The sequence below is a fragment of the Rhodococcus sp. NPDC057297 genome, assembly GCF_042667435.1.
GTDB lineage: Bacteria > Actinomycetota > Actinomycetes > Mycobacteriales > Mycobacteriaceae > Rhodococcoides.
In genome coordinates, this window is sequence record NZ_JBHUZE010000003.1 from 120,774 (window position 1) to 134,934 (window position 14,161).

14 protein-coding genes are annotated in these 14,161 nt (G+C 62.5%); 2 read left to right on the plus strand and 12 right to left on the minus strand.

The features are described from left to right. Window positions 1-20: 20 nt before the first annotated feature. Window positions 21-926, minus strand: coding sequence for a S9 family peptidase (locus ACFULT_RS10525; protein WP_094720431.1), 906 nt, complete (start codon window positions 924-926; stop codon window positions 21-23). Next, entirely contained in the window at window positions 923-1,933 is a 1,011-nt protein-coding gene (locus ACFULT_RS10530) for a PHP domain-containing protein (protein ID WP_378481424.1), read from the minus strand. The genes ACFULT_RS10525 and ACFULT_RS10530 overlap by 4 nt, the downstream gene beginning before the upstream one ends. A gap of 119 nt (window positions 1,934-2,052) precedes the next feature. On the opposite strand from ACFULT_RS10530, the gene ACFULT_RS10535 reads away from it, so the two are divergent. Next, window positions 2,053-2,739: a YceI family protein gene (locus ACFULT_RS10535; RefSeq protein WP_094720433.1), complete on the plus strand. Its 687-nt coding sequence runs from the start codon at window positions 2,053-2,055 to the stop codon at window positions 2,737-2,739. Here the strand turns inward: ACFULT_RS10535 and ACFULT_RS10540 are convergent. Then, window positions 2,720-3,628, minus strand: a complete 909-nt coding sequence (locus tag ACFULT_RS10540; protein ID WP_378481425.1) for a sterol desaturase family protein — start codon at window positions 3,626-3,628, stop codon at window positions 2,720-2,722. The genes ACFULT_RS10535 and ACFULT_RS10540 overlap by 20 nt on opposite strands. A gap of 272 nt (window positions 3,629-3,900) precedes the next feature. Between ACFULT_RS10540 and ACFULT_RS10545 the strand changes: the two genes are divergently transcribed. Continuing rightward, window positions 3,901-4,971 (plus strand): LuxR C-terminal-related transcriptional regulator, encoded by a 1,071-nt coding sequence (locus ACFULT_RS10545; RefSeq protein ID WP_176459992.1) that lies wholly within the window; start codon window positions 3,901-3,903, stop codon window positions 4,969-4,971. 9 nt (window positions 4,972-4,980) lie between these two features. Here the strand turns inward: ACFULT_RS10545 and ACFULT_RS10550 are convergent, their stop codons facing one another. From ACFULT_RS10550 to ACFULT_RS10590, 9 genes are read right to left on the minus strand one after another with little or no spacing between them, the layout of a single operon-like run. Beyond that, window positions 4,981-5,850: an alpha/beta fold hydrolase gene (locus ACFULT_RS10550; RefSeq protein ID WP_094720435.1), complete on the minus strand. Its 870-nt coding sequence runs from the start codon at window positions 5,848-5,850 to the stop codon at window positions 4,981-4,983. Next, complete coding sequence (locus ACFULT_RS10555) at window positions 5,847-7,082, minus strand: NAD(P)/FAD-dependent oxidoreductase (RefSeq protein ID WP_094720436.1); 1,236 nt, start codon at window positions 7,080-7,082, stop codon at window positions 5,847-5,849. Before ACFULT_RS10555 ends, ACFULT_RS10550 begins: the two co-directional genes overlap by 4 nt. 16 nt (window positions 7,083-7,098) lie before the next feature. After that, entirely contained in the window at window positions 7,099-7,686 is a 588-nt protein-coding gene (locus ACFULT_RS10560) for an aromatic-ring-hydroxylating dioxygenase subunit beta (RefSeq protein WP_378481426.1), read from the minus strand. Beyond that, window positions 7,670-9,058 (minus strand): aromatic ring-hydroxylating dioxygenase subunit alpha, encoded by a 1,389-nt coding sequence (locus tag ACFULT_RS10565; protein ID WP_255122838.1) that lies wholly within the window; start codon window positions 9,056-9,058, stop codon window positions 7,670-7,672. Before ACFULT_RS10565 ends, ACFULT_RS10560 begins: the two co-directional genes overlap by 17 nt. A 26-nt stretch (window positions 9,059-9,084) precedes the next feature. Beyond that, complete coding sequence (locus ACFULT_RS10570) at window positions 9,085-9,945, minus strand: alpha/beta fold hydrolase (RefSeq protein WP_378481427.1); 861 nt, start codon at window positions 9,943-9,945, stop codon at window positions 9,085-9,087. 29 nt (window positions 9,946-9,974) lie between these two features. Next, the gene (locus ACFULT_RS10575) at window positions 9,975-10,979 is read right to left on the minus strand and encodes a sugar ABC transporter substrate-binding protein (protein WP_378481428.1); all 1,005 of its coding nucleotides are present in this window, start codon (window positions 10,977-10,979) and stop codon (window positions 9,975-9,977) included. 38 nt (window positions 10,980-11,017) lie between these two features. Then, the gene (locus ACFULT_RS10580; protein WP_094720440.1) at window positions 11,018-11,374 is read right to left on the minus strand and encodes a bifunctional 3-phenylpropionate/cinnamic acid dioxygenase ferredoxin subunit; all 357 of its coding nucleotides are present in this window, start codon (window positions 11,372-11,374) and stop codon (window positions 11,018-11,020) included. Next, a complete protein-coding gene (locus ACFULT_RS10585) occupies window positions 11,367-12,416 on the minus strand; it encodes an ABC transporter permease (protein WP_378481429.1) in 1,050 nt (349 codons plus the stop codon). Before ACFULT_RS10585 ends, ACFULT_RS10580 begins: the two co-directional genes overlap by 8 nt. A 31-nt stretch (window positions 12,417-12,447) precedes the next feature. After that, entirely contained in the window at window positions 12,448-13,983 is a 1,536-nt protein-coding gene (locus ACFULT_RS10590) for a sugar ABC transporter ATP-binding protein (protein WP_378481430.1), read from the minus strand. Between the last annotated feature and the right edge of the window lie 178 nt (window positions 13,984-14,161).

Consider the following 14,161-nt stretch of genomic DNA (forward strand, 5'->3'; position numbering starts at 1 on the left):
GGCCAAGTGTGTACCAGACGTCACTCGACATCAGCCGCGTGGGAGGCAATGGCGTCGACCGTCGTGCGCCACGCGACCGAGCCGCTGTTCGTGAAATCTCCGTGCCCAGCCCCCGGTAGAACGATGACGTCGACGGTATCGCCCGCGGCGCGTGCGGCGTCGGCATAAGCCTTGCTCTGGTTCACGGACACGGTCTTGTCGGCGTCGCCGTGGATTGCCGTCACCGGTGTGCCGATGGGCAGATGCGCGATCGGCGAGGCAACACGATAACGGTCGGGAACTTGATCGGGCATACCCCCGAGGAACGCGGGGACGAGTTTGTCGCCTCCGATGTTGGCTGCGCGTGCCATGTCGAAGACGCCGGCCATGATCGTCGCGCTGCGCGGCATGATCTTCGGCTGCGCACCGGGAGCCGACGCGTCCAGTGTGTGGCGTCCAGCCAACCAGGCGGCGAGTTGGCCACCGGCCGAGTGGCCGGCCACATGAACTCGGTCCAGGTCCAACCGGCCGCCTGCTGCTTCCTGGACGGTGTTGGCCAGTGCTTCCATCGCATTGTCGACGTCGGCGAGTGTATCGCGGTAATTGCCGGTGCCACGGCGGTATTCGATGTTCCATACTGCAATTCCGCGGTCGGCGACGGCCTCGGAGATCGGTCCGAAATACGACTTGTCGTACCTCTGTTGCCACCCGCCACCGTGCACCATCACGACAACGGGCAGGGAGTCCGAGCCGTTGTCCGGCAGATACAGATCACCCACGTTGTCCTCGTCGGCGCCGTAGAGAAGCCTGATCGGTGGATCCGCCAGGGCAGGGATCAGTGCGGGCGACGGCGTCGGAATCGGGGGCGGTGTGTGCACTGTCGCCCCGCTGCAGCCGGCGGTCAACGCCACCGTCACGAGGAAGGCAGCGACACGTTTGTTTCTCACCGGCTCCCACCGGTCCACGCGAGAAGGTCCTCGGCCGACCAGGTGTTGACGACGCGTTCAGCCGGGACGCCCCGGGCCTCGGCGCGTAACGCCCCGTAACCCTGCCAATCGAGCTGACCGGGCGCATGTGCGTCGGTGTCGATCGAGAACAGACAGCCCCGCTCCAACGCGATGTCGATGAGGCGCTCCGGCGGGTCCTGACGCTCGGGCCTGGCGTTGATCTCCACCGCGGTGCCGAACTGCTTGCATCCCTCGAACACCACCTCGGCGTCGAACTTCGATTCCGGCCTCGTGCCCCGGCCTCCCTCGACGAGCCTGCCGGTGCAATGTCCCAAGACGTCGACGTGGGGGTTGGCGATTGCGTTGACCATGCGGCGGGTCATGGACTCGGAGTCGGCCCGCAGGTTCGAATGCACGCTGGCGACAACGATATCCAATTCGGCGAGCAAGCCCTCGTCCTGATCCAGGCTGCCGTCGTCGAGGATGTCCACCTCGATACCGGTGAGAATTCGGAACGGCGCGAGTTCCTCGTTGAGTTCGGCAACGACGTCGAGTTGCTTCCTCAGCCGATCCGCCGACAATCCGTTGGCCACCTTGAGTCGGGGGGAGTGATCGGTCAACGCGCAGTACTCGTGACCGAGCCGGGCGGCAGTACGCATCATCTCCTCGATGCCGCTGCCGCCGTCGGACCAGTTGGAATGGGTGTGCAGATCCCCTTTGAGGGCGGACCGGAGATCGTTGTCGCCGATCGGCTCGGCCTCGGCGCGCTTCTCGGCAAGAAAGTCCGGTACATCGCCGGCCAGTGCCTGACGGATGATGAGTGACGTCTTGGCTCCGATGCCCGGCAACGCGGACCACGAATCGGTCTTCTGGCGCTCGGATCGTGCAGTCTCGCTCAATGATTCGACCACGTCGGCAGCACGACGGTACGCCTTGACGCGGTGGGTATCCGCGCGCGAGCGCTCGAGCCAGTAGGCGATCTCGCGCAGAGCTTCGATCGGGTCCATGTCCCTATTGTCCAGCAGCGGGGTGACGACCCGACACGGCGGTATCGGACAAACTTCTCAGCAAGTTGCCAGGCGTACGAGCCCCCATCGAGTTGAAGGTGCAACTAGCATTGCGAGGCATGACAAAGAAATGGTGGATAGCCGGCGCACTCGTCGTCGTGATCGCGCTCGGTGCGTACTTCGGTCCCAAGATCTATGCGTCGTTCCAAGAGGACGATGCGCCCGCCGCGACGGTCTCGACCGAGGGAGCGCAGGCCGCCTCCACCGACGACCTGGATGGAACATGGACCATCGTCCCAGGCGACGCGTCGAACACGACGGCCGCGGGATACACCGTCGACGAGGTGCTCAACGGCTCCGACGTCACGGTGGTCGGCTCGACTCCGGACGTCAGCGGCGATGTCACGATCGCCGACACCACGCTCACCGACGGTGAGGTGACGGTCCAGACCGGGTCGATCACCACGGACAGTGACCGTCGCGACAACCAGTTTCGCGGCAACATCTTCGACACCGCGACCTACCCGACGGCGACGTTCACGTTCGATTCACCCGTCGATCTGTCGTCTCTCCCCAAGGACGGTACGACGGCCACCGTTACCGCGGAAGGGACGTTGACACTGAAGGATCAGTCCCGCCCGGTTTCGGTCGACATGGAGGTTCTGCAGTCCGGTGACACCCTCATCGCGTCGGGAAGCATCCCGACGACGTGGGCGGACTTCGGTATCGAGCCTCCGTCGCTCGGATTCGTGACCGTCGAGGGCTCGGGATCGGTCGACTTCCTGATCAACCTGAACTCGAACTAGTCTCTTTCGCCTCGGCCCTGCTCGGCGTCCACCCCGGCGGGCCGAGGACGAAACCGAATCGTTCACGCCACGACCGCGATGCCGCTACATCCCGTGCGATGGAGCGGTATTCGTGTGTCTGGAGTGTCCAGATGTTGAATGTGTCGACCTTCTTCGTCAGGCCGTAATGCGGCCGCGCCACCTCGTCGGCGTAGCTGCCGAACAGCCTGTCCCACACGATGAAGATGCCGCCGTAGTTCTTGTCGAGATACTGCGGATCGTTCCCGTGATGGACCCGATGATGCGACGGCGTGTTGAACACGAACTCGATCACGCGAGGCAGCTTGTCGATCCGTTCCGTGTGAACCCAGAACTGATACACCAGGTTGATCGAGAAGCCCACGAACACCATCCACGGCGGAATCCCCAACAACGGCAACGGAAGCCACATGACGATCTCGCCACTGTTGTTCCATTTCTGTCGGAGAGCAGTGCTGAAGTTGAAGTACTCACTGGAATGGTGCGCCTGATGCGTCGCCCAGATGATCCGCGTTCGATGAGCGGTGCGGTGATACGCGTAGAAGAGGACATCGACGCCCACGATGAGAATCACCCACGTGTACCAGGCGTCGGCCGGTAGATGCCACGGCGCGACGTACACGTACAGCGCCGTGTAACCGAACAGAGCCAAGGTCTTCCACACCGTCGTCGTCGCAATCGACACGACGCCCATCCCGAAGCTCGCCCGCGCATCGGCCCCCTTGTAGCTGCCCCTGTCGCCGTCCTCGAGCTTGATCGCGGCATACCACTCGATGGCCAGCAGCAGAGCAAACGCCGGAATCGCCAACGCCACCGGATCGCGTAGCGGCTCGGGCAGCGCATTCCATGCAGACGTCACCCACTCGACCATCGTCTTGGCTCCTTTGCGTGACACTTGTAGATGAAGTGTAACGCTTCGACGTGTCGTGGACCACACCCTGCCGACCCTCTTCGGGACCGAACGTGGCATTCGGTCACTTGGAGTGACCGAACGGTTCATTCGGTCCGAGTGACGCAGACCGCTGGACTTCAGGGAGCGAGGTGATGAGGCGCGGCCTATCATCATCCATACCGCGATTGGGCCCAACGGCGTGTGCCCTAGCGTCAGCGCTGTCTCTGCGCAGGAACGAAAGCAGCCCCGAGATGATGTCCAGCCCGCACAATCGATTTCGAAATCTCGCCGACCTCGGTCCCGCACTGGTTGCTGCGGACGATCTCGAGCAATTAGGAGATGCATACCTCACTTCGGTGGAGAGCGTATTCGACTTCCCGATGCGAGCGCTGTATCTCTTCGACGATGGTGGCACGTCGCCTGCGTGGCATGCGTCTCGCAATGTGAGCGAGCGGTTCATGCGGACCTACGAACAGCTCGGGCGCCCGGTCGACCACGAACTACAGCAGGTGATGTCCAGTTCCGCCCCGGTCTACAACTTGTCCGAGCAGTCGATCGACCAATGGGTGCAGACCGAGATCTATCAACGAGTGGATCGGCTCGAGAACATGGTGCACGTCCTGAAGGCGCCGATCGTTGTCGACGGCAAAATCATCGGGACCATCGACTTCGCTTCGGATCGGGTTGCTACCGAGGTGACCGACGTGGACATGCAGTTGATGGCCGTTGCGGCGGGAGTGGTGGGTGGCGCCGTCGCGGGATTGCGGAAGCGTAAGTATCTCGAGGATCGGTTGGCATCCGCAGCGTTCGCGATCGAGGCGGGTTCGTCGGCGCTGGTGTTCTTCAGTGCCGAGTCCAACGAACCGGTGCTCAATCCTGCAGCAACGAGGGTTGTGGGTGGACTGCAGGAAGGTCAGAACATCCTTTTCCGAATCCTGCGCGATATCGGGATATCGGGAGACGTCAGTCATCGTTCGTATCTTGTCCGCTTGCTCAACGGCGAGAAGGATGTGTTGGAGAGCACGATCAGGGCGGTGCCTGACAGGCCAGGGGCTTACATGCTCGAGATTGCGCTCGAGTCCGCCGAGTCGCGGACCCGGGGAAACCAATTACAGTCGTTGACCATCAGAGAGTACGACGTCGCCGGTCTGGTCGCGGCGGGCTTTTCGGACAAGGATATCGCCGACGAGTTGGTGCTCAGCCTCCACACGGTTCGACAGCACGTGAAGAACATATACACCAAGCTCGGCATCAGCACACGAGTCCACCTTGCTCGTCTGTACCACGGCATGGCTTCTCGGGCTGTGCCCGAGAAACCATGACGAGATGCTTCAGTTCTGTGCGAGAAGCGACTGGATCGCTTCGACGAAAGCGTCCGGCCGCTCGTATGCAGGCCAATGGCCGCATCGCGCCAACAGGCGGACGTCCGCGTGCTCGATATACGAGCCGATGGCAAGTGCTTGTTCGAACGGGACCATCCGATCGTGACGGCCGTGAACGACGGTGACCGGCATGTCGAGCCGACTGAGCGCAGCCATGTTGCTGTGCGGCACGCTGACCGAATTACGTTCGGCCGCCCAGTGATCGGTGAGGGTCAGCCTCACAGTTTGTAGTGCGTCGACCAGTTCATCGGTCACGAGCGCGTTGTCGAACCACAACGCGCGCAGCATTCGTCGGAGCTTGTCCTCGTCCTCGGGATCGGCGTCGGCTTCCTGGTACAACCGCATCACTTCGGACGGAAACGGTGTCAAGAGGTACGGGTCGCCGCCCGTCGATGCGTGGCAGGCACCGATCAGCATTCTCGATACGCGATCGGGCTGCGCCAGAGCGATGTCGATCGCCGTGGTTGCGCCCATCGAACACCCGACGAACGGTGCTTCCTCGATACCCAGGTGATCGAGGACAGCCAGCACTGCCCGTGCGCTCACGTCGTGTACCGGTTCCTTGTATTCGACCGGCCCGGTGAGACCGTAGTTCGGGAGGTCGACGGCTATGCACCGAAAGCGGTCCTCGAGTAGCGGAAAGACTTTGTCGTACACGAGAGCGGCAGTGGCGCCGGGGCGGGGTCCCCATGCCTGGACGAAGACGAGCGGGGTGCCCCGTCCGCGGTCCTGGAATCCGATCTCCATCTCGTCGGTGGCGAGACTGTGTTGAAAACGGTTGTCGAGCAGAGCCATTGGGAACGCTGGCGCTGTTGTCATGCCACCGGCTCCTTCCCGAGGCGTCGTAGATCGGTTGTACTGTCGGCAAGGGCCTCTCGATCGACGCGGCTGCCGCGCTCCATGATGAGCATCGCGGCGCGGATGTCCCGCTGTGCATCCACACCGACCGCGCCGACGAGTCGATCGCCGTCGACATAGAAGGTCGATACGGCACCGCTTGCATGGCGTCGTTCCACGATGTCGGCCGTTTCGTCCACCCGGCCGGCGATCTGCACGTTGATTCCGAAGTGATCGGACCAGCACCACGGCACGTCGCAGTACGCGGTCGACGAACCCATCATCGCCCGAGCCGCAAACCTTCCCTGATTCTGGGCATTCATCCAGGTCCCGTGTCTGGTCCGTCCGCCCATGTACGGGTCGACGAAGTTGGCCACGTCCCCGGCCGCGAAGACACCGGGTACCGCAGACTCCAATCGCTCGTCGACCGGGAGGCCACGGCCCGATCCGAACTGGGCGCGATCGAGGTATCCGAGGGAGGGGTGCTGTCCTATTGCGACGAGTACGACGTCGGTGGGAACGGTAACTCCGGAGTCGAGCGTCACCCCGGTCACCGCGTCGATCCCGTCGATCGACGCCACCGTCGACGCCGACATCACGGTCAGCGCCGAACTCGCGTATCGCTCGGACAGTTCGGATGCGGTATGGCCACCTACCGTGCCGGTCAACGGAACTCGCGCCCGATCGATCCAAGTCACGTCGTTCCCGAGGGTGCACGCCGCCGAGGCGACTTCGGCCGCCAGGAAGCCGCCTCCGACGACCGTGACACGGAGACGCCCGCGTCGTAGACGGTCACCGAGCGCCTCGCAATCGTCGACGGTCCGTAGCGTGTGAACCCCGGCGAGTGTCATGCCGGGCACGTTCAACTTCTTCGCCACGCCGCCGGTCGCGAGGAGCACCTTGTCCGCGCGGATCCGCAGTCCGCTCGACAGGACGACCGCGCCCTCGGAAGTGTCGACGGAACCGACGCGGTCGTTCATGACGAGATGGACGGCCATGTCCATCCAGTCCTCCCACGCGCGGAGATCGGCGACCTCGACAGGTTTGGTGCCGACGAGACATTCCTTCGACAGCGGTGGGCGCTCGTAGGGAAGGCGGCCTTCGTCCCCGATGAGGAATATCCGGTCCTCGAAACCGTCGCTGCGGAGAGTTTCAGCGGCGCGTGCACCCGCCATGCCGGCGCCGACGATCACAAATGACTTGGTGTTGGGCATAGCTCATTTCCTGGAATCAGAAGAACACGCTGAGGTTCTTGGACAGGATCAGGTTCTGGTCGAGCAGGATGATGCGATCGGCGATGCGGAAACTGTCGCCCTCCGCACGCAGGACATCCCGACGCTCGCCCGCCCAGAGATCGACCTCCGCTTCCAACCTGTTCCGATAGACGAAGAAGTTGGATCGGACGAAGTACTCGCCTTCGGTGGTACCCGGACGTAGCCGCACGTTCGTCACGAGGTGACGCGACCGCGACGGTGGATCCTCGGCCCAGTGCATCCCGGTTTCGAGCTGTTGCACGCGCATGTCGAGCGACTTGCGGTCGTCGTCGAAGTGCGCGACTTCGAGTCCGCCCATGTCGTCGGCCTCGTCCCTCTTGCGCTGACGTCGAAGCTGGTTGCGGCGGATCGGCATTCGGTAGTGTGAATCCTCGGTGAACAGATCCACCCAGGCGCGCCACTGCCAGTCGTCGAGCAGCTCAGATTCCGCGTACAGGAACTGTTCGACGGCGTGTTGCAGCTCGAGCGGAGTCCGCTCCATGCCCATCGAACGGAACTGAGGAGCCGAGATCGACTTCCTGGACTGCTCACCGGTGGTCAGCATCGGTCACCCCCAAGCGTGCCGCGCGGCTGCCAGCCAACGCCTTCATCTCGGTGGCCTCGTACTCCGCCCGTTCGGGTTCGGCCGCAGCGGCGAGTGGCCACTCCGTGCTCGTCATGAATTCGAGCCACCGTCGGTAGAATCCACGCTGCGGGCCTTCACCGAAGTAGTTGCGCAGCACACGTCCGGGGTAGACGGGGTCGTTGTCGACCTCGTGGCCGTGACCCATCTGATAGTTCCACGCCATCTTTCGCGTCTGCACGCCGCGTTCGAGCATCTGGCCGATGAGGTCCCAGTTCTCGCCGTCGTCGGTCTCCACCACACCTGCGGCTCCCTCGGTGAAGGCCGCTGAGGTGCGCTGCGCACGCTTGACCTCGTCCGGCGCGTCCTTGTCGACGATGGTCCACGACCAGATCTCGAATTCGTTGGGTCCCTTGGGATGCCACATACGCAGGTTGGCTGATCCGGGAAGTCCGGACAGGTTGGGGAAGACGGTGAAGTTGCCGACGGTGTTCGCTCGCGCGTCACCGAGGCGTTCGAGCCGCTCGGGTACCTGAACTTCGTTGTAGCGTCCCAGCGGATCGTCGCCGAACCGAGTCATCCGGTCGAACACCATCGAATATCCGTGGCCCTGACGCGATGTGAACTCGATTCCCTTGATGTCACGCAGGAACGAGGGATCGAACGTGCCGAGCGACGATGCGTGCGTGATGATCGCGTGGTATCCGTCACCGCCGAACTGCTCGGCGCCCATCTTCCAGTTTCCGTGGATCGTCCACTTGATGGCACCAGGGAGAACTTCGATGCCGCCGGGGGTGCGATCGACCCACGCGTCGATGTAGTACGTCATGTCGGCCAGGAAGTCCTGGAGTGGGGGAGCGGTCTCGTCGAACGTCGCGAACCACAGACCCTTGTACTGATCGATCTGTGCGACTTCCACCAGACCCCAACGCTTCTGATCGAGTTCGTTGAAGTACGCGGTGTCGAGGTTCGGGACGTTGATCAGTTCACCCGCGGTGTTGTAGGTCCACCCGTGATAGGTGCACATGAAGTTCTTGGCGTTACCGTCCTCGGCGCGGCAGATCTTCATTCCGCGGTGACGACACGCGTTGAGGAACGCTTTGACCGAACCATCCTTCTGCCGGATCGCGATGACGGGGTCACCACCCATGTAGGTGTTGAAGAAGTCACCGGCGTTCGGCAACATCGAGTCGTGCGCAATGAACAACCACGCACGTCCGAAGACCTGCTCCAGTTCCTTGCGGTAGATCTCGTCGTCGATGAAAATCTCCGGGCCGATCAGCCCGTTCTCCCAATCGACCAGTTCGGTCAGCTTTCGGTCCAGTGACGATGCTGAATCGGTTACTTCGGTCACGTCGGTCTCCGTTCCGTTCGGTGTTGTCAGTTGTCGAGGAAGGCGGACACGACTGCGGCGTACTCGGCAGGTCGCTCCTCTTCCATGTGGTGTGGTCCGTTCGCCATGACGTACAGCGAAGAACCCTCGACCTTGCGCGTGAGTGACAGGGCGTAGTCCGCGGTCAGGAATGCGTCGCGGTCGCCCCACAGGAACAGCGTTCGCGCGGTGACGAGAGGGAGATGGTGGCTGAGATCCTGCGGGATTCCGCGTCCGCCGCCCGCCGACCAGTCGGCACCGAGAGCAATCAAGTCCGCCTGGCAGGAAAGCTCCCATCGGAGATCGAAGGTCCAGCTCGGAATGTTCTCCGCGCCGGTCCATTCCAGTTGCGCCATGATGTCGAGCAGTTTCGCTTTGGTGGGGCCCTCGTCGGCGTAGTAGTTCGGCCATGCGGTGATGCCTGCGTGGCCTAGTTCGGGCGTCAGCGGTACAGCACCCTCGGCCACCGGTTCACTGCCGGTGAGGACGAGTGTGCCGACGAGGTCCGGCCGTTCTGCGGCCAAGGCGAGAGCCGCCGAACCGCCGATCGAGTTGCATACGAAATCGGCGTTCTCGATTCCGATGGCGTCGAGCGCCTGGGCAATGATCTTGGCATGGTAGCTCCACCTCGGCGCGACGAACGGTTCCTTGCTCGAATGCCCGTACTGGAGCATGTCCATCAGAATGACTCGACGATTCTGAGCGAAAGTCTCTGCCACAGTGCCGAAATCGGTCCAACCGTTGCAGCCGGGCCCACCGCCGTGGAGGAAGACCGTCGGGCGTCCGCTGCCCATGTCGATGTAGTGGATGGAGTGGGGCCCGACCGTGACACTCTTGCCGTCGGGCTCGGGAAGTTCGAGTTCGATCATGTCTTGTCTGTGCTCCTTGATCTATCGGTTCAGCCGACGAGTGGAAGGTCGTCGAGTGAGCACGTACGTTCTGCCGGTTCGACGTAGTCCGCGATGGTGGCGCCGTCCACGATGGAACTGGCGACGACGTATTCCTCGGGTGGTGTGCCGTCCTGCGCGTCGCGCATGGCCCCTGCGACAGCCCATCCCGAACACACCGGATCGGTATCGACCGTCGCGCTCAGGGTTCCGCTCCGAACCGCACTGATGGCGGATGCGTCGCCGTTGACACCGGTCACGACGAGGCCGTCTCGATTCGACGGAGAGTAGATGCTGCGTCCGGAACCGGTGAGAACCGACGAAACACCCAATGCCGAGGCGTCGTTGTACGTCCAGAAACCTTCGATCTCCGGGTTCGCGGACAGCATGTCCTGAGCGAGTGCCGACGCGCCCGCACTCGTGTCCTGCGTGTTGTCCTGCTGGCTGACGATGGTGAGCCCGGCTGCGGTTGCTGCGTCGACGAAGCACTGGGTCAGTGCGACGATGGACGGTACCGGTGGCCCGCCCACGACGGCGATCTTGCCACCGGGCTTTGCCTCGGCGAACGTGTCCGCGAGCTGCTCGACGACGCCACCGCTGTTGCAGGTGTTGACCTCCCACCAGACGGACGTGGTGACGTTGCTGCCTGCGGAGTTGATGCCGATCACCGGGATATCCGATGCCGAGGCGTTGGCATACGCACCTGCGATGGCGCCGTCGTCGAGCGCCCAAGCGGCGACCGCGGACGCCTGACGATCGACCATCGTCTGAATGTTGGAGAATTGGGTGTCAGCCGAGAGGTTGGCGTCGTAGACCTGGGAGTCCCACCCGAGTTCCTGGGTCGCGGCGGCGAAGCCGTCGGACATGTATTTCTGGCCCTCTTGGGCGAGAACGGGCGACGACATTCCTACGAAAGTGTCGGAACTGGATGCTCCTGCGCCGCTGCATGCCGTGAGTGCCGCGAGGCTGCCCACTGCGAGCGCCGCAGTGACGACGCGGTGTGTGTGCTTGTTCATCGATGGTCCTGTCTCGTTGGGCTGGAGCAGAATTGGGTTCAGGCGCGGAATTGCTGAAGTACGCAGCGGGCCCCGATGGCTACGTAGATCGTGTCGTTCTCGACTTTGACCGGGTAGGTCCCGAGGGGATCGACGGCCGGCGCGGTCAATGCTTCGCCGGTTCGTACCGAGAACTTGGCAAAGTGAAGTTCGCACTCGATCTCGTCGCCTTCGAGATACCCCTCGGACAGCGAGTATTCGGAATGGGTACAGGTGTCGTCCACGGCGCAGATATCACCGTCGACGTTGAAGACTGCTATCGGTGGGCACGCATCCGGAACGGTGACGGCGGCACCTGGTGCGAGATCGCGCGTGGTACATACTGCGGTCCAGTCCTGTGCCGAGTTGTCAGACATTGCTCTTCACCCCGCGCGATCGCCTTGCGGCAAGTCGGTTCTGGACAGCTTTCGTTCGGAGGACGCCGAGACCAACGGCCAGGATCAGAAGAGCTCCATTGACGGCTTGGCGCCAGAAACTGGAGATGTCGGCTACCGTCATCGCGTTCTGTACGACCCCGAGGAACACCACACCGAGGACGGTTCCCCAGATCCCTCCCTTGCCTCCGCTGAAGGAAGTACCACCGATGAGGACAGCGGCGAGTACACCGTTGAGCAGCGCTGGATCGATCTGCGGCGACGCACCGGTAAGTCGGCCGACGGAGATCAGGCAGGCAATTCCGGCCGACAGTCCGGCGATCGCATATACGGCGGCGGTGACGTTCTTGACGTTGATTCCGTTGAGCCGAGCTGCCTCCCGGTTGGATCCGACCGCGAAGACCGACCGACCGAATCGCGTGTAGGTCAGGACGCCCGCGGCCGCCAGGATCATCGCGAGGTCGAACAAGGCAATGATCGGGATCGCACCGATCTTGCCGGTCGCGAAGGTGTTCACTGCAGCGAACGCGGGAATGTCGAAGACGTTGACGGTGGACCCGCCGTTGGCGAGCAGCGCCAGGCTTGCCGCGATCGATGCCATACCGAGTGTGACTACCAGGAAGGAAATCCCTGCTCGTGAGATGAGCAGGCCATTGAGAATTCCCAGCGCCGACCCGATGGCGAGGGCGCCGACAACCGCGACGAGTGCGGGTGCTCCGGACTGCAGTAGGAGGCCGAACACGACGCCTGAGGCCGCGGTCATCGACACGATCGACAGATCGATTCCGCCGGCGATGATGACGAATGTTGCTCCCATGGCCAGCATCAACGCGACGCTGTTGGCTCCCACGATGTTCATCAGGTTGGACCACGTCAGAAAGCTGGGTTGTGTTATCGACGCGACGACGATCAGTGCGACGAGCGCGACGACGACTCCGCCGGTGTCTCCGAACCTGAGGCGGGGGGAACGACGCGCAGTGGTGTCCACGGTCGGATCCGCGGATTCTCGTTCGAGAAGTGTCATGGGATGTCCCTGTGTCGAGGTGTGTGGACTGTCAGGCAGCCGTATGAACGGTCCGGCCGGTGACAGCCGCCTGGTTGATCGAATGTTCGTTGATGTCGTCGCCTGTCAACTCGGCGACCATTCGGCCCTGGTACATCACGAGTACGCGGTCGCAGACGCCGCACAGCTCGTTCAGCTCGGACGAAATGAACAGCACACCTGCACCTTTGGCGGTCTGCTGTCGAAGCAATGAGTAAATCGCGCTCTTTGCGCCGACGTCGATACCGCGTGTCGGCTCACTCATCACGTAGACGGGTAGATCCAATTCGAACAGTCGGCCGATTGTGATCTTCTGCTGGTTGCCGCCAGACAATGATCCGACCGCGAGTTGTGCCGATTCGGCGCGGATGTCGTACCGGGACATGGCATCGTCGACGAGATGCTTTTCGCGTCCTCGCCGGCGCAGTCCGCGAGTGAAGATCGTGCTCGACCACGCGAGGGCGAGATTGTCCGATACCGAGCGGCCGAGTAACAAAGCCATCGCCTTACGGTCCTCGGGAACGAAACCGAGTCCACCGCGAAGTATGCGATCCGGTCGGCCGAGTTCGACTGTTTCGCCCGCGACCTTTACCGACCCTTCGGCAGGCACTGCACCACCTAGAGCATGACCGAGGGACTCCTTGCCGGATCCAGAAAGTCCTGCGACGCCGACAATTTCACCGCGATGCACGGTGAGATCGACGGGGCCCAGGCCCGTCGAGGAAACAGACAGGCCGGCTACGCCGAGAACGGGGGACTCGCCGATAGCGTGAGTACGCAAATCGTAGTAATCACCCAGTTCCCTACCCACCATCAGGCGCACGAGCTCGTCCTCGCCTGTCGACGGAATCGGAACGGTGGCGACTATGTGTCCGTCGCGGAGTACAGCAGCGCGGTCGGCCACACGATAGATCTCTTTCATCCGATGAGTGATCATGACGACGGCGGTCCCCATCTCGCGTCGCAGCTCCACCAATCGCAACAGACGATCTGCAGCCGCCTCGGACAGGGAACTAGTGGCCTCGTCGAGGATCAGGACGCGGGGGTCGGTGGCCAGAGCACGTGCGATCTCGACCTCCTGCCGGGTCTCCAACGGAAGCGAACCCACCCTTGTCCTGGGGTCGATCTCCATGCCGTAGGAATCGAGGACCCGCGCCGCATCCGTGTTCATGGACTTCCACGACAATGCACCCCACCGACCACGAGGAAGGCGTCCCATGAACATGTTCTCGGCCACGGTCAGCTCGTCGGCGAGAGTCAATTCCTGACTGATCAGCGCAACCCCGTGCATGCGCGCAACCTTCGCATTCGGAATGCGTTCGACCTTGCCGCGAATCGTGATCTCGCCGGAATCCGGCGACGTCATGCCGCCGAGGATCTTTGCAATCGTGGATTTGCCAGAACCGTTCTCGCCTGTCAGTGCGGTGACAGTCCCTGCCTCGAAATGGACGTCAACTTCCTCCAAAGCGACTGTAGCGCCGAAGCTTTTCGCTATCGAGGTCAGCCGAAGTTCCGGTTCGCGAGGGCTGCAGGTGACGCTCAAATTCATGAATGAGAGTCAACACTCGACTACCGAATATCGGCTATTCCCGCTAATGGGTAATTGTCGTCGTACCTAGAATCAGGTACAAGAATTGCGGAAGATCCTGCAATTCATTTCCGTGATGTTACGCCGAAATATCTTTGATTGCATTTCGATTAACAAGATGGTCCGACGGCAGAACGGT

Coding starts and splice junctions, on each gene's coding strand:
- ACFULT_RS10530 (WP_378481424.1), bottom strand. CDS start 1,933: ATGGACCCGATCGAAGCTCTGCGCGAGATCGCCTACTGGCTCGAGCGC.
- ACFULT_RS10535 (WP_094720433.1), top strand. CDS start 2,053: ATGACAAAGAAATGGTGGATAGCCGGCGCACTCGTCGTCGTGATCGCG.
- ACFULT_RS10540 (WP_378481425.1), bottom strand. CDS start 3,628: ATGGTCGAGTGGGTGACGTCTGCATGGAATGCGCTGCCCGAGCCGCTA.
- ACFULT_RS10545 (WP_176459992.1), top strand. CDS start 3,901: ATGATGTCCAGCCCGCACAATCGATTTCGAAATCTCGCCGACCTCGGT.
- ACFULT_RS10550 (WP_094720435.1), bottom strand. CDS start 5,850: ATGACAACAGCGCCAGCGTTCCCAATGGCTCTGCTCGACAACCGTTTT.
- ACFULT_RS10555 (WP_094720436.1), bottom strand. CDS start 7,082: ATGCCCAACACCAAGTCATTTGTGATCGTCGGCGCCGGCATGGCGGGT.
- ACFULT_RS10560 (WP_378481426.1), bottom strand. CDS start 7,686: ATGCTGACCACCGGTGAGCAGTCCAGGAAGTCGATCTCGGCTCCTCAG.
- ACFULT_RS10570 (WP_378481427.1), bottom strand. CDS start 9,945: ATGATCGAACTCGAACTTCCCGAGCCCGACGGCAAGAGTGTCACGGTC.
- ACFULT_RS10575 (WP_378481428.1), bottom strand. CDS start 10,979: ATGAACAAGCACACACACCGCGTCGTCACTGCGGCGCTCGCAGTGGGC.
- ACFULT_RS10580 (WP_094720440.1), bottom strand. CDS start 11,374: ATGTCTGACAACTCGGCACAGGACTGGACCGCAGTATGTACCACGCGC.
- ACFULT_RS10585 (WP_378481429.1), bottom strand. CDS start 12,416: ATGACACTTCTCGAACGAGAATCCGCGGATCCGACCGTGGACACCACT.
- ACFULT_RS10590 (WP_378481430.1), bottom strand. CDS start 13,983: ATGAATTTGAGCGTCACCTGCAGCCCTCGCGAACCGGAACTTCGGCTG.